The organism is Bacillus sp. FJAT-42315 (genome assembly GCF_002797375.1).
GTDB lineage: Bacteria > Bacillota > Bacilli > Bacillales > Domibacillaceae > Bacillus_CE.
Map to the genome: position 1 here is coordinate 2,062,305 of NZ_KZ454941.1, position 18,029 is coordinate 2,080,333.

The 18,029-nt window shown below is 39.5% G+C and carries 20 protein-coding genes, 2 riboswitches and 1 other annotated feature; of the genes, 10 read left to right on the top strand and 10 right to left on the bottom strand.

The annotated features are described in order from the left end of the window. Positions 1–10 precede the first annotated feature (10 nt). The 4 genes from CEF22_RS10230 to CEF22_RS10245 form a co-directional block, all read right to left on the bottom strand. Positions 11–139, bottom strand: a complete 129-nt coding sequence (locus tag CEF22_RS10230; protein ID WP_095479092.1) for a YuzL family protein — start codon at positions 137–139, stop codon at positions 11–13. Between the two features lie 98 nt (positions 140–237). After that, complete coding sequence (locus CEF22_RS10235; protein WP_100402784.1) at positions 238–1,014, bottom strand: DUF3959 family protein; 777 nt, start codon at positions 1,012–1,014, stop codon at positions 238–240. A 72-nt stretch (positions 1,015–1,086) separates the two neighbouring features. Further along, entirely contained in the window at positions 1,087–2,355 is a 1,269-nt protein-coding gene (locus tag CEF22_RS10240; RefSeq protein ID WP_100402785.1) for a sensor histidine kinase, read from the bottom strand. A gap of 165 nt (positions 2,356–2,520) precedes the next feature. Beyond that, positions 2,521–3,240, bottom strand: coding sequence for a 3-ketoacyl-ACP reductase (locus CEF22_RS10245; RefSeq protein WP_157843218.1), 720 nt, complete (start codon positions 3,238–3,240; stop codon positions 2,521–2,523). A 305-nt stretch (positions 3,241–3,545) separates the two neighbouring features. Here CEF22_RS10245 and CEF22_RS10250 point away from each other — a divergent pair, with 305 nt between their 5' ends. The 5 genes from CEF22_RS10250 (at position 3,546) to CEF22_RS10270 (ending at position 7,868) form a co-directional block, all read left to right on the top strand. Then, positions 3,546–4,667 (top strand): tyrosine-type recombinase/integrase, encoded by a 1,122-nt coding sequence (locus CEF22_RS10250; RefSeq protein ID WP_100402787.1) that lies wholly within the window; start codon positions 3,546–3,548, stop codon positions 4,665–4,667. 70 nt (positions 4,668–4,737) lie between these two features. Next, positions 4,738–4,847, top strand: a riboswitch (TPP riboswitch). Between the two features lie 104 nt (positions 4,848–4,951). Beyond that, the gene (locus CEF22_RS10255; RefSeq protein ID WP_094836338.1) at positions 4,952–5,242 is read left to right on the top strand and encodes a thiamine-binding protein; all 291 of its coding nucleotides are present in this window, start codon (positions 4,952–4,954) and stop codon (positions 5,240–5,242) included. Beyond that, positions 5,214–6,023, top strand: a complete 810-nt coding sequence (locus CEF22_RS10260) for an ABC transporter permease (protein WP_100402788.1) — start codon at positions 5,214–5,216, stop codon at positions 6,021–6,023. The genes CEF22_RS10255 and CEF22_RS10260 overlap by 29 nt, the downstream gene beginning before the upstream one ends. A gap of 18 nt (positions 6,024–6,041) precedes the next feature. Then, a complete protein-coding gene (locus tag CEF22_RS10265) occupies positions 6,042–7,064 on the top strand; it encodes an ABC transporter substrate-binding protein (RefSeq protein WP_100402789.1) in 1,023 nt (340 codons plus the stop codon). 27 nt (positions 7,065–7,091) lie between these two features. Continuing rightward, positions 7,092–7,868: an ABC transporter ATP-binding protein gene (locus tag CEF22_RS10270; RefSeq protein ID WP_100402790.1), complete on the top strand. Its 777-nt coding sequence runs from the start codon at positions 7,092–7,094 to the stop codon at positions 7,866–7,868. A 56-nt stretch (positions 7,869–7,924) separates the two neighbouring features. Here the strand turns inward: CEF22_RS10270 and ileS are convergent, their stop codons facing one another. Together ileS and CEF22_RS10280 are read right to left on the bottom strand one after the other, a co-directional pair. Continuing rightward, positions 7,925–11,014, bottom strand: a complete 3,090-nt coding sequence (gene ileS / locus CEF22_RS10275; protein WP_100402791.1) for an isoleucine--tRNA ligase — start codon at positions 11,012–11,014, stop codon at positions 7,925–7,927. Between the two features lie 55 nt (positions 11,015–11,069). After that, positions 11,070–11,308 (bottom strand) — a binding site (T-box leader). Positions 11,309–11,380: 72 nt separating this feature from the next. Continuing rightward, positions 11,381–13,333 carry an S-layer homology domain-containing protein gene (locus CEF22_RS10280; RefSeq protein WP_100402792.1) on the bottom strand — a complete coding sequence of 651 codons (1,953 nt, stop codon included), beginning with the start codon at positions 13,331–13,333 and terminating at the stop codon, positions 11,381–11,383. Positions 13,334–13,453: 120 nt separating this feature from the next. Here CEF22_RS10280 and CEF22_RS10285 point away from each other — a divergent pair, with 120 nt between their 5' ends. Next, complete coding sequence (locus CEF22_RS10285) at positions 13,454–14,677, top strand: MFS transporter (RefSeq protein WP_332849169.1); 1,224 nt, start codon at positions 13,454–13,456, stop codon at positions 14,675–14,677. 45 nt (positions 14,678–14,722) lie between these two features. Here the strand turns inward: CEF22_RS10285 and CEF22_RS10290 are convergent, their stop codons facing one another. From CEF22_RS10290 to CEF22_RS19120, 3 genes are all read right to left on the bottom strand, one after another. Then, positions 14,723–15,157 (bottom strand): hypothetical protein, encoded by a 435-nt coding sequence (locus CEF22_RS10290; RefSeq protein ID WP_100402794.1) that lies wholly within the window; start codon positions 15,155–15,157, stop codon positions 14,723–14,725. Positions 15,158–15,163: 6 nt separating this feature from the next. Further along, a complete protein-coding gene (locus CEF22_RS10295) occupies positions 15,164–15,499 on the bottom strand; it encodes an ASCH domain-containing protein (RefSeq protein WP_100403977.1) in 336 nt (111 codons plus the stop codon). Positions 15,500–15,856: 357 nt separating this feature from the next. Continuing rightward, entirely contained in the window at positions 15,857–15,937 is an 81-nt protein-coding gene (locus CEF22_RS19120; RefSeq protein ID WP_442857405.1) for a putative holin-like toxin, read from the bottom strand. Positions 15,938–16,625: 688 nt separating this feature from the next. Between CEF22_RS19120 and CEF22_RS18695 the strand changes: the two genes are divergently transcribed. The 4 genes from CEF22_RS18695 (at position 16,626) to CEF22_RS10310 (ending at position 17,809) form a co-directional block, all read left to right on the top strand. Beyond that, positions 16,626–16,790 (top strand): hypothetical protein, encoded by a 165-nt coding sequence (locus CEF22_RS18695; RefSeq protein ID WP_198508054.1) that lies wholly within the window; start codon positions 16,626–16,628, stop codon positions 16,788–16,790. Next, positions 16,791–16,988 carry a DUF3813 domain-containing protein gene (locus tag CEF22_RS10300; RefSeq protein WP_095479080.1) on the top strand — a complete coding sequence of 66 codons (198 nt, stop codon included), beginning with the start codon at positions 16,791–16,793 and terminating at the stop codon, positions 16,986–16,988. Positions 16,989–17,003: 15 nt separating this feature from the next. Beyond that, complete coding sequence (locus CEF22_RS10305; protein ID WP_100402795.1) at positions 17,004–17,129, top strand: small acid-soluble spore protein P; 126 nt, start codon at positions 17,004–17,006, stop codon at positions 17,127–17,129. Positions 17,130–17,272: 143 nt separating this feature from the next. Next, positions 17,273–17,356: riboswitch (cyclic di-GMP riboswitch) on the top strand. Positions 17,357–17,458: 102 nt separating this feature from the next. Further along, the gene (locus tag CEF22_RS10310; protein WP_269799381.1) at positions 17,459–17,809 is read left to right on the top strand and encodes a CZB domain-containing protein; all 351 of its coding nucleotides are present in this window, start codon (positions 17,459–17,461) and stop codon (positions 17,807–17,809) included. Between the two features lie 39 nt (positions 17,810–17,848). Here CEF22_RS10310 and CEF22_RS10315 read toward each other — a convergent pair. Continuing rightward, a partial coding sequence (locus tag CEF22_RS10315; RefSeq protein ID WP_157843279.1) for a response regulator transcription factor occupies positions 17,849–18,029 on the bottom strand: 181 nt, incomplete at its 5' end.

The window sequence follows — 18,029 nt, forward strand, 5'->3', positions numbered from 1 at the left end:
GGTCAACACTTCATTTCCGCTTCTTATGACGCGCTGATGAGATCGCTTTCTCTCCCGTCTCTATGTTCGTTGTTCCTTGACCCTTTACTTCTGGTGAACCTAAGCCTGCTGTTGATGGGTCTTTTTTCCGTTTACTCATTTGATCACCTCGATCTTAATATGGTCTTTCTTCACCTATTTATACATAACAAAACCCAGCAAAACTTCCCGTTGTCAAGGAGCTTTGCTGGGTTATATTTATGCCTTCAAACGATTTCTTCGTCGCTCCATTCTTGTTTCGCCTTGTATTGGTTCTGGTTTGAATTCCAATTCATGATGTTGCGGCTCTATATCTGTATAAAAAGCAGTTGTCTGTTCTTCTTGAATCGGTTCATATCGGCGTTGTTCGTTTGCTTTTGACGATGTTTTGCTGAAGTTTAACATCTTCAGTTTTAATTTTGGTAAGCTCGGTATAGGGAGCTTAAATGTAGGTTTAAATGGTTTCTTTTTTTGCTTAAATAGGCTAGGTTTCTCTTGTTTTTCCTTGTTCTTCCCACGATGAAATGCTCTCGCTAACCATCCGCCGAGCAGGAACGCCGCTACAAAAATGATTAGATACAATGGTTCTGTCTTGAATACGTTCATCACCCGTTGCAAAACCGCTAGTGATTGCATTTCTTTTATATCCCACAACAGTATTGCCCATAATCCAAGCAGCCCAGTCGTAATCGCATAGGTACGAAATCGAAATGCGAGCGGAATAATTGCCACACATGCCGCTATTTTTACATTTGCCGTTATGGAGATCATTGTAGCGTATTGATCCCAAATCGCGAGCAAAAAGGTGACAAACCCTGTATACGCGATCCAGCTGAATATTCGTGAATGCCATCGTTTAGCATAATAGCTTCCTACACTCGTTAAAAATAACAAGCCACCTATGAATAAGGACAGTTCTAGAGACATGTACTTCATCACACCAGCAACCGGGAAGAGACAACTTAGTACCATGAGCAGTACGTCTAGTTTCTTCATTATTATTTATTCCTTTCAGCTTTTTGTAGCATTGCTATGTTTCTATTTATCATACTCTTCGTTTTTCAAAAGTCAAGAATTCTCTCTTTCATAATAAATCGGCAAGGTGATCGTGAAACAACTTCCTTTTCCTTTGACACTTTTAACAGTCATCTCACCATTCATGCCTTGAATGATACTGTAAGAAACCATCATTCCTAGGCCGGTTCCCTTACTTTTTGTCGTGAAATAAGGTTCACCTAAGCGGTTGATTTGTTCCATCGTCATCCCTTCCCCGCTGTCTTCTATCATTAAGGAGACGGTCGAACGATCACTTTGGATGGTGACCTTTATTTCACCACCGTCAAGCATAGCTTCAATCGCATTTTTGATGATATTTACCAGGCACTGCTCGAATTGCGATGTTTTCCCCATTACATAAATAGGAGCTGGCGGGATAACAGACACGATTGTAATCCCGTGCATATTCGCATGGGGAGTCATGATATTCAGCGAGTTTTGTGTCTCCAGACGTATATCTATTTTCTCCATTTTTTCAACGGATGGTCGAGCAAACATTAAATAGTCATTAATGATTTCAACTGAACGATCTAACTCTCTGATGGCTAGGTCTAAATAATCTTTCTGTTTATCCTTAGGTAAATCTTCATATAGTAACTGCATAAATCCCTTTGTCACAGTTAAAGGGTTACGCACCTCGTGAGACATACTTGCAGCTAAATGACTCACTACTTCCAACTTTTCAGCTTTCGCGACTTTCTGCATCAGTTCAAAATTTTGACGAATGATTTCCCAAATGACCATGGCAATAAAGACAGCCGTCATATTCAGCAAGATGAGCTGTAATTGTATCGTGCCAGGGATCTTGATCGGACATAATTGAGTAATCATAAATAACAAGACCGCTTCACTAGCTGGCAACACAAGACCGACCACTAATAATCGCTTTTTTACTGACATCATATGATAGGATTTAGATAAGTAAATGAGAATGACTGTGAATAACGGATACATGATCGACGTAATCACAAAGCCATCTCCCCCTTGAAAAAAACGAATCACTAAAATGAGGGCTAATAATAGCAATCCGAACCAAGGTCCTCCATATAACACCCCTAAAACGAGAGGAATTCGCCTAAAGTCCATCACAAATCCATCCATTAGCGGCGCCGGGAATAACATACATAGCACAAGAGAAATAACTGGAAAGATCGCAACCATCCAGTTTTTCAATCTTTTCGATTGGTGTGTATATTTTATTAAATAAAACATTTGAACAAAGAATAACGGGAGCAGGACGAACAAAACGTTAATCAACAATTCTTTTGATGCAAATCCCATACACTCACCTGACTTTCAAACAAGATAATCATGATGCCATGTTGATCGTATCACAAAACATGAGGATAGTGTATGAAAAATCCGTTTGCTATTTCCTTACTACGTTATAACAAAAAAATAGCGGACATCCGCTCTTTCTAAGAACGTCTATCCGCTATGTTTATTTTATGGATTAGTCGACCATAATCCAGCTGACTTAATAAAAGTACGTTTATTTAATTTCAGCTGCGCGACAACAAATTCTGCGATATCTTCCGCTTGCATCACTTTCTCTGGATTGCCATCTGTTAAGCCACCCTCGATTGCTAAGTCTGTCGCAACAGTACTTGGCGTTAATGCGCTCACACGAATATTATGTTTACGTACTTCTAACGCTAATGATTCTGTTAAGCCGAGAACGCCAAATTTAGATGCACTGTAAGCACTTGTAACTGGTGCGCCTTTTTGACCCGCTGTTGACGAGATATTAATGATGTCTCCAGATTGTTGTTCAATCATGCCAGGTAACGCCGCACGCGTCACATAATACACACCCATTAAATTAACTTTAATCATTTGCTCCCATTCGTTAACATCTAATTCTAAAAACTTACCGAATGCTGCAATCCCTGCATTGTTGATTAACACATCTACTGAACCTAAATCGTTCGTTAATGTAGCAACAGCTGTCACCACATCTTCATTAGAAGCAACATCTGCCACAGCAACAGCCGCTTTTACACCTTCTGCTTCTACTTCTTTCGCTACTCTTTTTAAATTTTCTTCAGAACGTCCTAACAAGCCGACGTTTACGCCTTCTTTCGCTAAAGCGATTGCAATCGCGCGACCAATACCTCTTCCTGCCCCAGTAATAATCGCATTTTTTCCTTGTAATGATTGTGCCAAGTTGAACACTCCTCATCTATTTGATGATGATTATTATAGCTAGATTTCATTTAAAAGACAATTGAAATGCTTATATCTAGCACTTCATTCGCCATAGCCTCTACAATAAATCGAGTGACCTATCATACACAAAAAGAAAGTTAAATGTGCCACAGAGCCTCTCAGAAGCATACGATAATTCCCTTGTTTTTATGTTCTATCCCACTATATAGAACAAGCATTCTATGATAGAATAGAAGTAAAGATAATTAGTAGTTATCTTTACTATACATAATAATATTATTTTAAACTAATAGAGGTGCTTCATGATGAATGATTTGACCCTTTTGAATCAGATAACGAGTGAACAATATTTATCGCAATTGAAAACGGAATTAGAACAGCGCCAGCTTTTGGATGAACATCGCAACCTTTCCTTAGCAGATTGTTCGGAGCAAGAATTTATTGAAGTGTTTTTTCTCGAGAAAATCTTTTCGGCAGATCGGGATCTTTCTCCACATACGCTGAAAGCTTATCGTTCAGATGCCAAAACGCTGCTCACCTTTTTAATGGAGCATTCTCTCTCCTTTCGAGACATCGGCTTCCCGGAAGTGAAAGCCTACAATAAATATATTAAAGACAAGTATGCCGCTAAGTCAGCGATTCGGAAATTGGAGTTTTTTCGCCGATTATTAGACTTTGGATATGAAACGCAATTTTACAAAGCTCACCTTTCGACTTGGATCTCGAAACCAACAGCGAAAAAAGGACACTATATAATAGAAGAAACTCGTCCAGAATCGAGGCAAACGCGGGTTCAAGTAAGGGAATTAAACCAGAGAGATGCAGAGAACCTTCTGGCTTGCTTTCCTAAAATCGTCAAGGCGGAGCGAAATCGCGAACAGCTACAAAAACGTAATCTATTGATTGGTTATCTCCTCTACACGACGGGTCTTCGTGCAAATGAGTTACTCAGTTTGAATTGGGGCAGTTTTCGTTACAATCGTCAAGGGTTTCTATTTGCTGATGTCATCGGGAAAGGGGGAAAAGCACGAACAATTCCGGTCAGAGAAGAAACGAGTGAATTATTGTTCGATTATAGAAAATGTCTTGGGGAGTCTGTAGAGATTGATCCGGATGACACGACTCCGCTCTTCTTCGCTCTATATAATAAGAAAGAACCGCATGCGAATAAAAAAAGATTAACGTACCCAAGCCTTTATAAAATAGTAAAGGAAGCCGTTCATTTGGCCGGGAAAAACTCGCTCGTCTCTCCTCACTGGTTTCGGCATACGTTTGTGACGATGCTGCTTGAAAATGATGTGCCACTTGCCGTTGTGAAAGATTGGGCTGGACATTCTGATATTTCGACGACGAATATGTACTTAGAACGGATCAATCAAGATAACACGCATGTTCATCTGCAGAAAGTGAATCTTTTCAGATAAATAATTTCCACCCGTATTTTTATTTACTTTTCCATCGTTTGTTTGCTATAGTAGGATAAGTGTTAATTTAATAGTGATATATGGGAGCTGGGTCAGTCCGGCTGAGAGGATGCTTCAAACGCATCGACCATTGAACCTGATCTGGGTAATGCCAGCGTAGGGAATGAGTGAAAGATGAATGACGCTCGATAAAAACTCGCTGCCTACCAAAATAGGCAGCTTTTTTCGTTTTTCATAGCGTAACTCATCACTCATCACACCATTACATAAGAGGAGGAACAATTATGTCTATAACAAATGTCGGGTTTCAAGTCATCCCTAAGTCAACGGAGCGAAATACATATGAATTAGTTGATAAGGCGATTGAAGTCGTTCAACAATCAGGTGTGAAGTATGAAGTCGGTCCGATGGAAACTGTAATGGAAGGTCAATTAGACGAGCTGTTAGACATTGTCAAAAAAGCGCAACAAGCCTGTCTTGATGCTGGAGCGATTGAAGTGCTAACAAATATTAAAATCCATTACCGACCTGAAGGAGTAACAATGGATGAAAAAACAGCAAAATACAGAAAATAAGCGAGCAGGCGTGACCATTTTCTTCAAGCGCTGGTCATCTTTATTTCTTCCTGCGCTTACACTTGTCATCCTTCTACTTTTATGGGAAGTTGGTGTTCGCATCTCCCAAATTGAGCAGTGGATTTTGCCGAGTCCTTCCGCTGTCATGCAGGCACTATGGGAGGCACGAGAACTGATTTGGATGCATGCTGGTCAAACGATTTATGAGACGATGATCGGCTTTAGTGTAGCGGTCATCGTAAGTGTAGCGATTGCTACGGTCATCGATCTCAATGACTGGCTGCGAAAGTCGATCTACCCCCTGCTTATTATTTCGCAAACCGTACCGATTATTGCTGTTGCCCCGTTATTTATGATGTGGTTCGGCTACGGATTGTTACCGAAAGTGATTGTTGTTGCTCTCGTTTGCTTCTTTCCGATAACCGTCAACTTAGCTGACGGTTATCGTTTAGTTGATCGCGATATGATTCGATTGATGGAATCGATGGGAGCAAAGAAGCGACAAATTTTTCGTATGGTGAAGCTTCCAGGAGCACTTCCGTTTTTCTTTTCTGGATTGCGAATTGCCGGCACGTATAGTGTCATGGGTGCTGTGATCGGTGAATGGCTAGGAGCGAGCAAAGGATTAGGAATATTAATGACGAGATCAACGCAATCATTTTTAACGGCTCAAGTATTCGCCACGATTTTTGTTGTGATCGTACTTAGTTTGTTGCTATATTTTCTCATTGAAGTCATCGCAAGGCTACTGATTTCCTGGCACTATCAACAAGAATCTTAAGGAGAGTGAACCAACTATATGAAATGGATAAAATGGCCAATCGTATCGATGTTATTACTCATCTTGCTAGTCGGTTGCAACCAACAGCAAGAAGAAACAAAGGACAATAAACAAACGAAAGATACGGCAAATAAAGAACTAGAAAAAGTGACACTAATGCTTGATTGGTTCCCAAATACGAATCATACCGGTTTTTATGTAGCAAAAGAAAATGGATTTTATGAAGAACAAGGTTTAGATGTCGAGATTGTTCAACCAGGTGAAGGATCGACAGCTGATCAATTAGTGGCATCAGGAAAAGCTGATTTTGGTGTAAGTTATCAAGAAGGCGTGACCTATGCAAGAGTCAATGATATCCCGCTCGTATCGATCGGAGCAGTGATTCAGCATAACACATCCGCGCTCGCTTCGTTAAAAGAAGCGAACATTAACACACCGAAAGATTTTGAAGGTAAGCGTTACGGTGGTTGGGGCGCGCCAATTGAAGAAGCTGTGATTAAAGCCGTCATGAAGAAAAACGATGCGGATTATAACAAAGTGGAAAACATTACATTAGGTCAAACGGACTTCTTCACTTCTATCGGCAAAGATGCTGACTTTGAATGGGTGTATTACGGTTGGGACGGTGTAGAAGCAGAACGCCGCAACATGGATGTAAATTATATGATGTTAAAAGATCTTGATCCTGCATTAGATTATTACACACCTGTAATTGTCACGAATGAAAAGCACATAGCTGAACAGAATGAAATGGTCAAAAAATTCATGGATGCCACAACAAAAGGCTATGAATTTGCGATCGAAAGTCCTGATGAAGCGGCAGATATTTTATTAAAGCACGCGCCTGAACTGAATGCTGATCTAGTGAAAGCAAGTCAGAAATGGGTAAGTGAACAATATCAAGCAGATGCTACACAATGGGGCGTACAAAAAGCAGACGTTTGGCAACGTTTTGCCGATTGGATGTATGAGCAAAAATTAATCGATAAAGAATTAAAGACAGAGGATGCCTTTACGAACGAATTTTTGCCAAAGAAATAAAAACACCTCTATAAGGGAGATTGTGTGATGGAAACAGCCAAGTTGCTCGTAAACAATGTCTCAAAAACGTTTTATACAACTAAAAATACAATTGAGGCTGTTCGCACGGCGAGCATTGAAGTAAAAAATGGGGAATTTATTTCACTAATCGGACCAAGTGGTTGCGGGAAAAGTACGATTTTAGATATCGCTGCTGGGTTAACGAGTCCTGATGAAGGAACAGTATCGTTGAATGGAACTGACATTACGAACCAAAAAGGGCATGTCAGTTATATGCCGCAAAGTGATGTGCTGTTCCCTTGGCGGACGATACTAGATAACGTCATTATTCCGCTGGAGGTAGCCGGTGTAAATAAAAAAGAAGCTCGAGAGCAAGCCCAAACATTGCTCACATTATTCGGACTTGAAAGTTTTGCGGATTCGTATCCGCATACGCTTTCAGGTGGGATGCGTCAACGGGCTGCATTTTTGCGCACTCATCTTTGTCAAAAGGAAGTCATGCTATTAGATGAACCATTTGGTAAATTGGATGCATTGACGAGAAGGCAATTACAACAATGGCTACTTTCGATTTGGCAACAATTTCAGCGTTCCGTCGTACTCGTCACACATGATGTCGATGAAGCGTTGCTATTGTCTGACCGCATTTATGTCATGTCTAGTAGACCAGGTCAAATCATTTATGAATTAACCGTCGATTTGCCACGGCCGAGAGATCCTGAAGTCATGACCACACAAACATTTAACGAAATGAAACGAACATTGTTTCAACATCTTCAAGAGGCCAACTCTCCAGTATCTTAAAGAACTGGGGGGCTGGCCTCCTTATTTTATTTCACCTATTCGCAACAATCAGTCACTCAAGTTGTTGGTACAAGTTGGACAGTTGCTATATGATCTCCTACCTTCACCTCTGCCCCCTCTGAAACATCCGCTTGTAAGTGTAAGTTCCGCATCAACAAGCTTTCTTGCACCATCGATTGATAAACTTGAAGCACTTGATTTAGCTCTGCATCGGCACCTACTACAATATCGACACGCATATTGACAGGTAAGTTCAGTTTTTTCCGGTAATCTTGTATCGCTCGAATGAATTCTCGCGCCATTCCTTCTTGTATAAGCTCTTTCGTTAAAGAGATATCTAAAGTGACTGTATATTCTCCATTGGCAGCGGAAGCGTATCCTTCTTTCGTCGTTTTTTCAGCGATCACGTCTTCCGTCATTACTTGAATGTTTTCATGAGATATTTCTCCACTGCCTGCTGCTAAAAATTGTTTCGATTCTTCATCGGTTAATTGCTGGAGCCATGTATTCACTACATTTGCTTGTTTTCCAAACTTAGCCGCTGATTTTTTAAAGTCTAATTTTAGTTTGATTATTGAAAATTGCTCTTCTTTCTCCACTTCTTGAAACTGCTTCACATTTAATTCATCTAAAATAATGTCTTGATAGAGGGACCAATTGATTTCTTCACCTGTATTTAACAAGAAAAGGCTGGCTAACGGCTGTTTCACTTTCAAAGAAGTCGTATTTCGAATACTTCTCCCTAGTTCCACCACCTGCAAAACCGCTCCCATTTCTTTTTCTAATTGTACATTGATCATTTTTTCATCATAAGTTGGATAGTCTGCCAAATGTACACTTTCTCCCGTTAAATGTTGATAGACCTCTTCCGCTATGAAAGGAGTGAACGGGGCCAATAATTGACTAATGGTTGTTAGTACATCATACAGAGTTTGATAAGCAGCTACCTTATCCGCATTCATGCCGCTCGACCAAAAACGTTCTCTAGATCGTCTAACGTACCAATTACTAACCTCTTCAACTAATTTAGCGATTTCCCTCGTAGCATTCGTCAGTTGATAATCTTCTAAATGAACTTTTGCTACTTTCACCGTACTGTTTAATCTAGAAAGAATCCATTCATCTAATTTGTTTCTCTTGCTAGTGTACTCCTGCTTTGGATCAAAACTATCTAACTCGGCGTAAAGATTGTAAAAGCTATGAACATTCATAAACGTATCGATTAGCTTCGACTTGGCTTCTTGCACCACTCGTTCCGAAAAACGTTTTGGGTTCCATGGAGAGCTATCCACTAATAGCGCCCATCGTAACGCATCCGCTCCGTATTTTTTCATTAAATCCATTGGATCTAGTGCGTTCCCTTTACTTTTAGACATTTTTTGTCCTTTTTCGTCTAACACATGCCCAAGGGATAACACCCGTTTATAGGGCGCGTTTCCTGTATATAACGTTGATACAGCAAGTAGACTGTAAAACCAGCCACGCGTTTGGTCAATTCCTTCGATAACAACATCTGCCGGGAATTGCTTTTCAAAAAACTCATGATTTTCAAATGGATAATGATACTGAGCAAATGGCATCGACCCGCTATCAAACCAAACATCAATCACTTCTGGTGTTCGTGTCATCGTTCCTTCGCATTCGGAACAACGAAGTTTCACCCGATCCACATAAGGTTTATGCAATTCAATGTCTTCATTAGTCGGATGGATAGATAATTGCTTTAATTCATTTATGCTTTTTGGTGCATGTTGATGACTGCATGCGTCACATTGCCACACATTCAGCGGCGTGCCCCAATAGCGCTTACGACTAATGTTCCAATCAACCATGTTCTCTAAAAAATTGCCGAAGCGACCGTGTTTAATATGATCTGGATACCAAGTAACTTCTTCATTATTTTTGATGAATTGATCTTTTAATGCAGTTGTTTTAATAAACCAACTTTCATTCGCATAATATAAAAGCGGTGAATCGCAACGCCAACAGTGAGGATAATTGTGTTCGTATTTTTCTTTGCTATATAGTAACTCTTTTTCAGCAAGCACACGAATAATATCGACATCACAATCTTTGACGAAGCGCCCTTGAAATAGCGGTACTTCTTCTGTATATTCTCCCTTTTCATTGACAACATTGACAAACGATAAACCGTTCTCTTGTACGACCTTATAATCATCTTCACCATATGCTGGTGCAATATGAACGATACCTGTTCCACTATTGTCTGTTACATAATCAGCAGCGACAACTTGATGTCCCTTCTCTACTTCAACAAAATCAAATACAGACACATAAGAAAGACCGATCAGGTCCGCTCCTTGATGAACAGACAAAATTTCGTAATCCGCCTGTAAAACAGCCTCTACTAATGATTCAGCTACAACAAAGATCTCTTCTCCTTGCTTCGCCCGCACATATATCGTTTCTGGATGAACAGCTAATGCCACATTCGCAGGTAAAGTCCAAGGCGTTGTCGTCCAACCAAGAAAATATTCATTGTCACGATCTTGAATTTTGAACTTTGCTGTGACAGACAAATCTTTGACTGTTTTATACCCTTGAGCCACTTCATGTGAACTAAGAGACGTTTGGCAACTCGGACAATAAGGAGACACACGATGACCTTTATTGAGCAACCCTTTTTCATGAATCGTACCAAGGATGTGCCACACACTTTCAATATACGAATTATTTAATGTAACATAAGGATCATCCATGTCTACCCAATAGCCTAGCTGCTCTGTAAATTCCCGCCACTGTTTTTCATATATAAATACACTTTCACGACATTTCTCAATAAAAGCCTCTACACCATAGTTCTCAATTCCACTTTTCCCAGAGATTCCTAATTGCTTTTCTACCCCGAGTTCTACAGGTAATCCATGCGTATCCCAGCCGGCTTTGCGAATCACTTGATGTCCCGTCATCGTTTTATATCTTGCGACTACATCTTTAATCGTACGACCTAATACATGACCGACATGAGGCAACCCGTTGGCTGTCGGTGGACCTTCATAAAAGACAAATGAAGGACTACCTTCTCTTTTTGTAATCGATTGTTGAAATGTGTGATCTTGTAACCATTGTTCTCGAATCCGTTCTTCACGTTGATGAACCAATTCTTTTGTTTGTTCTTTTTTCATAATGATATCGCCCCTAATAGTTTTTATTAAAGCACACAAAAAACCCGCCCCTAAAGAAAGGGACGGGTTTAACCGCGATACCACCCTAATTCTATTGAAACACTTCTCAATAGCACTTAGTCACGTACAATCATACGCGTTCCTTTTAACGGTAGACACCCGTTCAAGCCTACTACTGTTCAGCTTGACTTCTCAGAGATGATTTTCACTTATGAACTGAACACCGGATTTCAGCACTCACCGGCTCTCTGTGGAACAGCGACATAAATTACTTTTTCTCTTCATCGAATTTGTGTGCTTTAATTGGAAATAATTATAACTTGAATAAAATCACATGTCAAACTAATTGGAAAATTATCAAGATAATTAGTTTTCTAGCTTAACCGTCCGATATAAAAAGACAGCCGCTTGTGCACGGGTTACTTTTTGTGCTGGAGCGAATGTGCCATTGGAATTTCCAATGGTAATGCCGTTAGCTGCGAGAGCATCAATATATGGAGCGGCCCAATAATTCTTACTTACGTCTTTAAATGGTTTTGGAGAATGACCTTTTAAATCAAAGGCTATTGACAATAGTTTGGCTAATTGAGCGCGAGTGAGTTCGTCATTCGGTCTAAATGTTCCATCTTTAAATCCTGACAGCACGCCCTTTTGTTTTAAAAAGCGAATATAGGGTAAAAACTCATTGTCGGGTGCTACATCCTTAAATTCTGTAGAATCCTTTACTAGCTTGTGATCAAAATTTAAGGAGTTGGCTAAAAGTTTAGCAGCGTGCGCTCGTGTGACCACTTTATTCGGTTGAAAACTTCCATCTTTGTAGCCATTAATATATCCTTTGTCAGCGATAAATTGTATTTCTTTATAAGCCCAAAAATCAGACCTTACATCCGTAAAGTTCACAGGATTTTTTCCATCTCCCACCCAATTACCGATATCTTTAATGAATTCTTCTGGCACATTCGCTGGAATGGCGTACTCAGAAAAGTTCGGTTCTCCTTTGTAGTTAACAAGCAAATGAATCAAATCAGGATACATTTTGTAGGAAACATCTTTCCGATTCGATAAAGCAGCCTTCCAATCCTGTAAATCAGAAGGTGGTACTTGCAAGTCTTTCCCTCCCTGCATGACTAACAGCGGAATATTTTGTTTAGCCGCTAGTTGGGCTGGTACATAATCACGAAGTTCAAACCACCAATACGCATTTGGAAGTTGAAATTCTTTTGGGATATTATCTTTCGAATAAGCAGGATTATTAATTAAAGCGATTTGCTGTTCCCAAAAGGCTAGGTTCGCTTTAGCTGCTTCTAGTTGTTCTGGAGGCAGACCTTGTTCCTTCGCTCTTTCCAATCCATCTTGTTGCTGCTTTAACATTAAATCTTGAAATTTCCCACTTGGTCCTGATACGATAATACCACCTTTAATTTGCTTCTGTTTATCTGCTTCTAAAATACGCGGCATTGCATATCCACCTTGACTGTGGCCTAATACATAAATTTGATTACTCACTTCAGGGTGATCTCCTAAAAGCTGAACGGCTTTCACTGCATCATCAATCGTTTCTTCTTGAATACTAAATTTCGAATCCATTCCTGTTTTTAAATGATGCTCTCTCGTCACTTTTTCATAGCGAAGAACAGCGATTCCTTCATTGGCTAAACCGACAGCAATATCACGGAAAGCTTTCGTAGAATATAATGATTCATCTTGATCGTTCGGTCCTGATCCATGGACAAGAACGACCGCCGGAAATGGTCCTTTTCCTTTTGGTATAGTTAGAGTTCCAGGTAAAGCCAATTCCCCTTCGCCAATTTTCACTTGTTGTTCGATGTAATTGTCTTCTTTCTCATATGTAGGTTTCTTATATTGGCTCGGTGGCGAATAATAGAAAGGGATAAAGAAGTCATCAATTTTTCCTGTTTGATCTAAATTAATTGTAATATCCATCGGGGAAATGGTTCCTTCATAGGTCATCACTATATTTGTATGAACACTATTCACCACTTTTTTTGTGGTCAACTGTTTTCCGATGTTACCAAATGCAGCGATTTTTGCTTTCCAAATTTGTGAAAGCTCTTCTTGAGATATATGCTTTTTCAAATTCTCATTTAATAACTCATACGCCTCAGCCCACTTTTCATTAGTAACCGCTGTCATAAATGAAACCGCTACTTGCTCAGCATTCACAGGAGCAATAGTGTTCACTTTTTCTTGTGCTTGTACATGAGACACATGATCGGTCGGTACCATGATTCCGCTTACACCGATCAACACAGCAAACAAAGCAGGGCTAACTTTTTTCCAACTTCTTTGTTTCTTCATATTTTTCCTCCACTCTTCTATTTCAGGAAAATACCTGTTAATTTAATAGTATTATAGGTTCTTTCTATTGACAATCTTTTTAAATGGATGAATAATCCATGATTATTCACCGAATCGTCGTTGACAAATGCTTCAATAAAACAAACAATAGAAAGCAAGACAACTAGATGGAGGCTATTAACTCATATGCGCGCTCTTGTGTTTTTGATTGTATTTTTCTCTTTTTTTGACTTATTTACTCAGCTACCGATTATGAGTCCGTTTGCGGAATCGCTAGGGGCCACACCTTTATTAACCGGCTTGGTCGTTGGCATCTATTCCTTTTCTAACACGATTGGAAATGTAATCTCTGGGTTTCTCACAGATAGAAGAGGACCCTTTCGAATTTTAGTGATCGGTTTAATCTTAACGGGTGTTTCGCTTTTATTTTATCGATTGGCTGTCGATGCTTGGTCGTTACTAGCTATTCGATTTTTACATGGTTTTCTTGCCGGATTGATTGTCCCTGCTGCGTTTACTTATTTGGCAAATGTAGCGACAGAAGGGAAAAAAGGAAAAAGCTCCGCAATTTCTGGAGCTTTCGTGGGATTGGCCGCTGTAATTGGGCCTGCTTTTAGTGGGATTGTTGCTAGCAAAACAAACGAAGTGACGGTATTGACAGTAACAGCTGCTTGTATGCTCATTTTAGCTATGGTTTCCCTCTTTCTTTTGCGAAATAATGTCCCCACTTCACTTGAAGAGGGAGAAGGAAAGCAAACAATGCCTATACGTGCTTTTTTTCAACAAGCAAACGTGGTAAAGGCTTTTATTGGCGCTTTTTTGCTGATGTTCTCTCAAGGTGTTCTTGCTTATATGTTACCGCTGAAAGTGATCCACCTAGGATTCGATGCGCGAACAAGCGGGATGCTATTAAGTACGTTTGGTGTAACGGCTATTCTTATTTTCTTGTTACCAACCAATCGGTTATTTGATCTAATTAAACCGACATGGACGTTAGCATTTGGTATGAGCGCGATGGGACTAAGTTTAGTTTTACTAAGTCAATTGGATCTTACGTCTCTTCTATATGCATGCATGATCTTATATGGCGTTGGATTTGCCTTTCTTTTTCCATCGCTCAATTCGTTACTCGTTCAAGCAATTGCTCCCGCTCACCGAGGCAAAGCATACGGTTACTTCTATGCCTTTTTCTCTTTAGGTGTCGTGGTCGGATCGGGATTAACAGGCTTATTCGCTTTCACTCCATTGCAAGGCTTTCTCTTTACTGGTGTTTTATTAATCATTGCAGCGGCTGGCAGTCTTTTAGTAGAGCCACCTGTAATGAAAGAAAAACAAGTTGAATGAATGAAAAAAGCAGGCGACATATGCCTGCTTTTTTCTATGAATCTATTACCATAACACCGGTTTCACAACCATAAACCATAACATCATCATTAATAAAGTAATATAAATCCAGACCGAGCGATAAAGTTTGTCGATAAGCATCTGCTTTTTAGCTGATGGCTTATTAAACTGTTTTAATGTTGGCGTAAAGGCTCGTGCTAGGAAAAAAATTGAACTGACCATGACAGCAATAGTCATCACGACCCAAGAAGTGGTCCACGGCCACGAGCCTATAAACATTAATAAGATCCCCGATCCGACTAGCACATGACCAGCATGCTTGACGAGACGAATCGCGGATTGAAAGACTTCGATACAAGCTTGTTCTGTCTCAGTTGTTGCTTGACGTAATTTTTTTAACAGAGGAAATAATACAAAAAACGGACCGACCGATAAGATCACACTAAAAATATGGATATATACGAGAAGCTGATATATCATCTAAATTTACACTTGGCGAAATTCATGAACCCATACTTTCATATGAGAAAGCCAAGGCATGCCTGGATGAATCGCTAAAATCGATTGTTTATAGTCCTCGACAGTTGCATATCCTTCTTGGTTAGCATGCTCATCTGTCAATTCCCCTAGCGTCTGACGATACACACGTTCAACAACAAAATTAACATTTTCTAACGTCATGATCTCCCCAACGTCCGCATATCTACCATTACGGCGTGTAGCTGTTTTTTGTCCGTTCATCACCTTTTCTACATCTTCTTTGATCGTCACAAGACGTTCAATCGTACAAGTCTTCGGAGGCAAAACTTCATGTTCATTCATCAATATAAAAACCACCTTTACTATAAAGTGAAATTTCAATCGAGGGAAGATCTTCTCCACTAACACCGGATAAATTGCTTCCTTATTATATCCTTTCTTATGTTATAATAATAGTGACAACGTAAAAAGAATACAGACAAATGCCACTTCAAGAAACAGATAAACACGGATTCAATATTGTTTATGTTTTCAAACCCTTCATTATCAGGTATAATACAAATAAATAAACATATATTAAAAAAACCGTTTTCAATGCTGGTAACATCGAAAACGGCTATACAATAGCAGGTTCCCTATCGGGGATCGACGCAAAGACGAACTAAAACCGCCTGAGCTGGCCAAAACTCAAGGGCGGTTTTAGTCTTTTTTTGTAGACAGAATGAGTACAACAAGTCCCGCAAACGAGATCATTAACGTTAATGTTTCATACACTGTCATTCGGCAGCACCTCCCTCCTCATATAAATTCATCTTACAGAGGAGTGCGCCGACCACCCTTGAGAAACCTGTTCTATTGTCTCTTTATTATAACACAAATTCGTACATCAGTTCGCTTTTTTCGTTAAAAAATAACGGTGCGCCACTCGACGCACCGTTATTATGCAAGAAATTTAAATGGTTTTTACAACATGTACCTGCTCTCCGACAAACACCTCATTTACATGATGATGTATAGCGAGATTCCCGAATCTGGGTTAGCACAATATTTGTCCAAAGCCACCACCCCATTTGGAGTTTTTCGTCCCTTGCCTTATTTATCATGCTCCATTTTAAAAATTTTATACAAAAAATGATTACTCTAAATTAAAAATAACGGCACGCCACTCGGCGCACCGTCATTATGCAAGAAATTCAAATGGTTTCTACAACATGTACCTGCTCTCCGACAAACACCTCATTTACATGATGATGTATAGCGAGATTCCCGAATCTGGGTTAGCACAATATTTGTCCAAAGCCATCACCCCATTTGGAGTTTTTCGTCCCTTGCCTTATTTATAATAGCCACTTGATTCAACATTTATACGTAAAAAACAAAATTTTTTTGTTCATAATCCATTCATTTAAAGTCACAATAATAAGGACACAGACATCTTCTGTGAACTCATTATTCGGAGGGATTCATAATGGGAAAAAACAGCAAATCGAAACGTTTTGTCCAACAAGGAAAGGATGCCGTTTCTAAACATGATGAACGCTTCCCTTATCGGACAACCTTCTCGGAATCAGAGGCTCGTTATACGAATGAACAGACAGAAGAAAATCCTGATCTAACACTTGGAGGATTTTAAATGGGACAAAAGCTTTTTCGAGAAGCGAGGCGATTTGTTAATCAAGCACTGACGGACTCAACAGAAGAAAATATCGCAACGGCGAAAAATAGTCTCGTCTCCGCTTTTGCCAATTCTACATTGGCCCAGCAAGAACAGTTAAGCCAAATGCAAGAAGATCTAAGGCAAGTTGAAGATGACAGTCATCAAACTATGTAAAGGGGCGAAGGAAGCATGACAAAAAGTGCCTCAAAGTTAGAAAAAACGGAATCCACTCAACCTCAACCGTTAAGTGGCTCCCACAAAGTAAAAAACAAAAATCACTCCCGACAGAAGAAGCACAGTAGCCACGATATGTAAAATACAAGCCACTCGTGATGGACGAGTGGCTTTCTCTTCATATTAAATGAACGACATTTCCTTATTGACATTATAGGTAAAAATGACTACAATCACTTTATAACAACAATATTCAATCAGTCATTTATCACTTTTTATACTAATCATATGATGGAAGCAATGAACAGTCATTTGTATTTGGGCACTTGAATGACTCGGAGCTACTAGTGCAACCGACTCTTTTTGGAGTCGGTTTTTTATTAATCTTTTATCTATAAAAAAGTGATAAGACATTAGTTCCTATTTATCATTTTAAAAATTCTATATATTCAAATAAATAAATTTCATTATTGACGGCTAGAGATATCATTAAAGTAGCCAAAACCGATCATCTTCTTTGGAAATGGAAAATATATAATATGCTTCTCAATTTAGAAGAGATTGATTCTAAACAAGTCACTTCCTATAAATCATGTCGACTTGGGGCATGGTACTATAGTGACTTACATCCATCGATCAAAAAGAAACCAGCTTTTCAACAACTAGAAGAGCCTCATCAAGCAGTTCATCATTATGCAAAATTAGCCGTGGAACATTATGAACAAGGCAATAATGATGAAGCTCAATCTGCTTTTGAAGAGCTGCAAAAGGCATCAGAGCACGTAATGGATTTATTATCTCAGTTAGAAAAAGAAATCTAACCATTAATAAAAGGGCTACTTCTTCATGTAGCCCTCTGCTTATTTAAACCAGCCCTTCTCCTTTGATTGGGAGATCGCTTCAATTCGATTTTTCACTTCTAGCTTATCAAAAATAGTTGAAATATAATTCCGAACCGTCCCTGTCGTAATATGAAGCTCTGTGGCAATTTCTTTTGTGCTTTTCCCGTCAGCCACAAGAGCTAATACATCTTTTTCTCTC

Coding starts and splice junctions, on each gene's coding strand:
- CEF22_RS10250 (WP_100402787.1), top strand. CDS start 3,546: ATGATGAATGATTTGACCCTTTTGAATCAGATAACGAGTGAACAATAT.
- CEF22_RS10260 (WP_100402788.1), top strand. CDS start 5,214: ATGAAAAAACAGCAAAATACAGAAAATAAGCGAGCAGGCGTGACCATT.
- CEF22_RS10280 (WP_100402792.1), bottom strand. CDS start 13,333: ATGAAGAAACAAAGAAGTTGGAAAAAAGTTAGCCCTGCTTTGTTTGCT.
- ileS (WP_100402791.1), bottom strand. CDS start 11,014: ATGAAAAAAGAACAAACAAAAGAATTGGTTCATCAACGTGAAGAACGG.
- CEF22_RS10235 (WP_100402784.1), bottom strand. CDS start 1,014: ATGAAGAAACTAGACGTACTGCTCATGGTACTAAGTTGTCTCTTCCCG.
- CEF22_RS10305 (WP_100402795.1), top strand. CDS start 17,004: ATGACAAAAAGTGCCTCAAAGTTAGAAAAAACGGAATCCACTCAACCT.
- CEF22_RS10240 (WP_100402785.1), bottom strand. CDS start 2,355: ATGGGATTTGCATCAAAAGAATTGTTGATTAACGTTTTGTTCGTCCTG.
- CEF22_RS18695 (WP_198508054.1), top strand. CDS start 16,626: ATGGGAAAAAACAGCAAATCGAAACGTTTTGTCCAACAAGGAAAGGAT.
- CEF22_RS10230 (WP_095479092.1), bottom strand. CDS start 139: ATGAGTAAACGGAAAAAAGACCCATCAACAGCAGGCTTAGGTTCACCA.
- CEF22_RS10265 (WP_100402789.1), top strand. CDS start 6,042: ATGAAATGGATAAAATGGCCAATCGTATCGATGTTATTACTCATCTTG.
- CEF22_RS10270 (WP_100402790.1), top strand. CDS start 7,092: ATGGAAACAGCCAAGTTGCTCGTAAACAATGTCTCAAAAACGTTTTAT.
- CEF22_RS10255 (WP_094836338.1), top strand. CDS start 4,952: ATGTCTATAACAAATGTCGGGTTTCAAGTCATCCCTAAGTCAACGGAG.
- CEF22_RS10290 (WP_100402794.1), bottom strand. CDS start 15,157: ATGATATATCAGCTTCTCGTATATATCCATATTTTTAGTGTGATCTTA.
- CEF22_RS10295 (WP_100403977.1), bottom strand. CDS start 15,499: ATGAATGAACATGAAGTTTTGCCTCCGAAGACTTGTACGATTGAACGT.
- CEF22_RS19120 (WP_442857405.1), bottom strand. CDS start 15,937: ATGACAGTGTATGAAACATTAACGTTAATGATCTCGTTTGCGGGACTT.
- CEF22_RS10300 (WP_095479080.1), top strand. CDS start 16,791: ATGGGACAAAAGCTTTTTCGAGAAGCGAGGCGATTTGTTAATCAAGCA.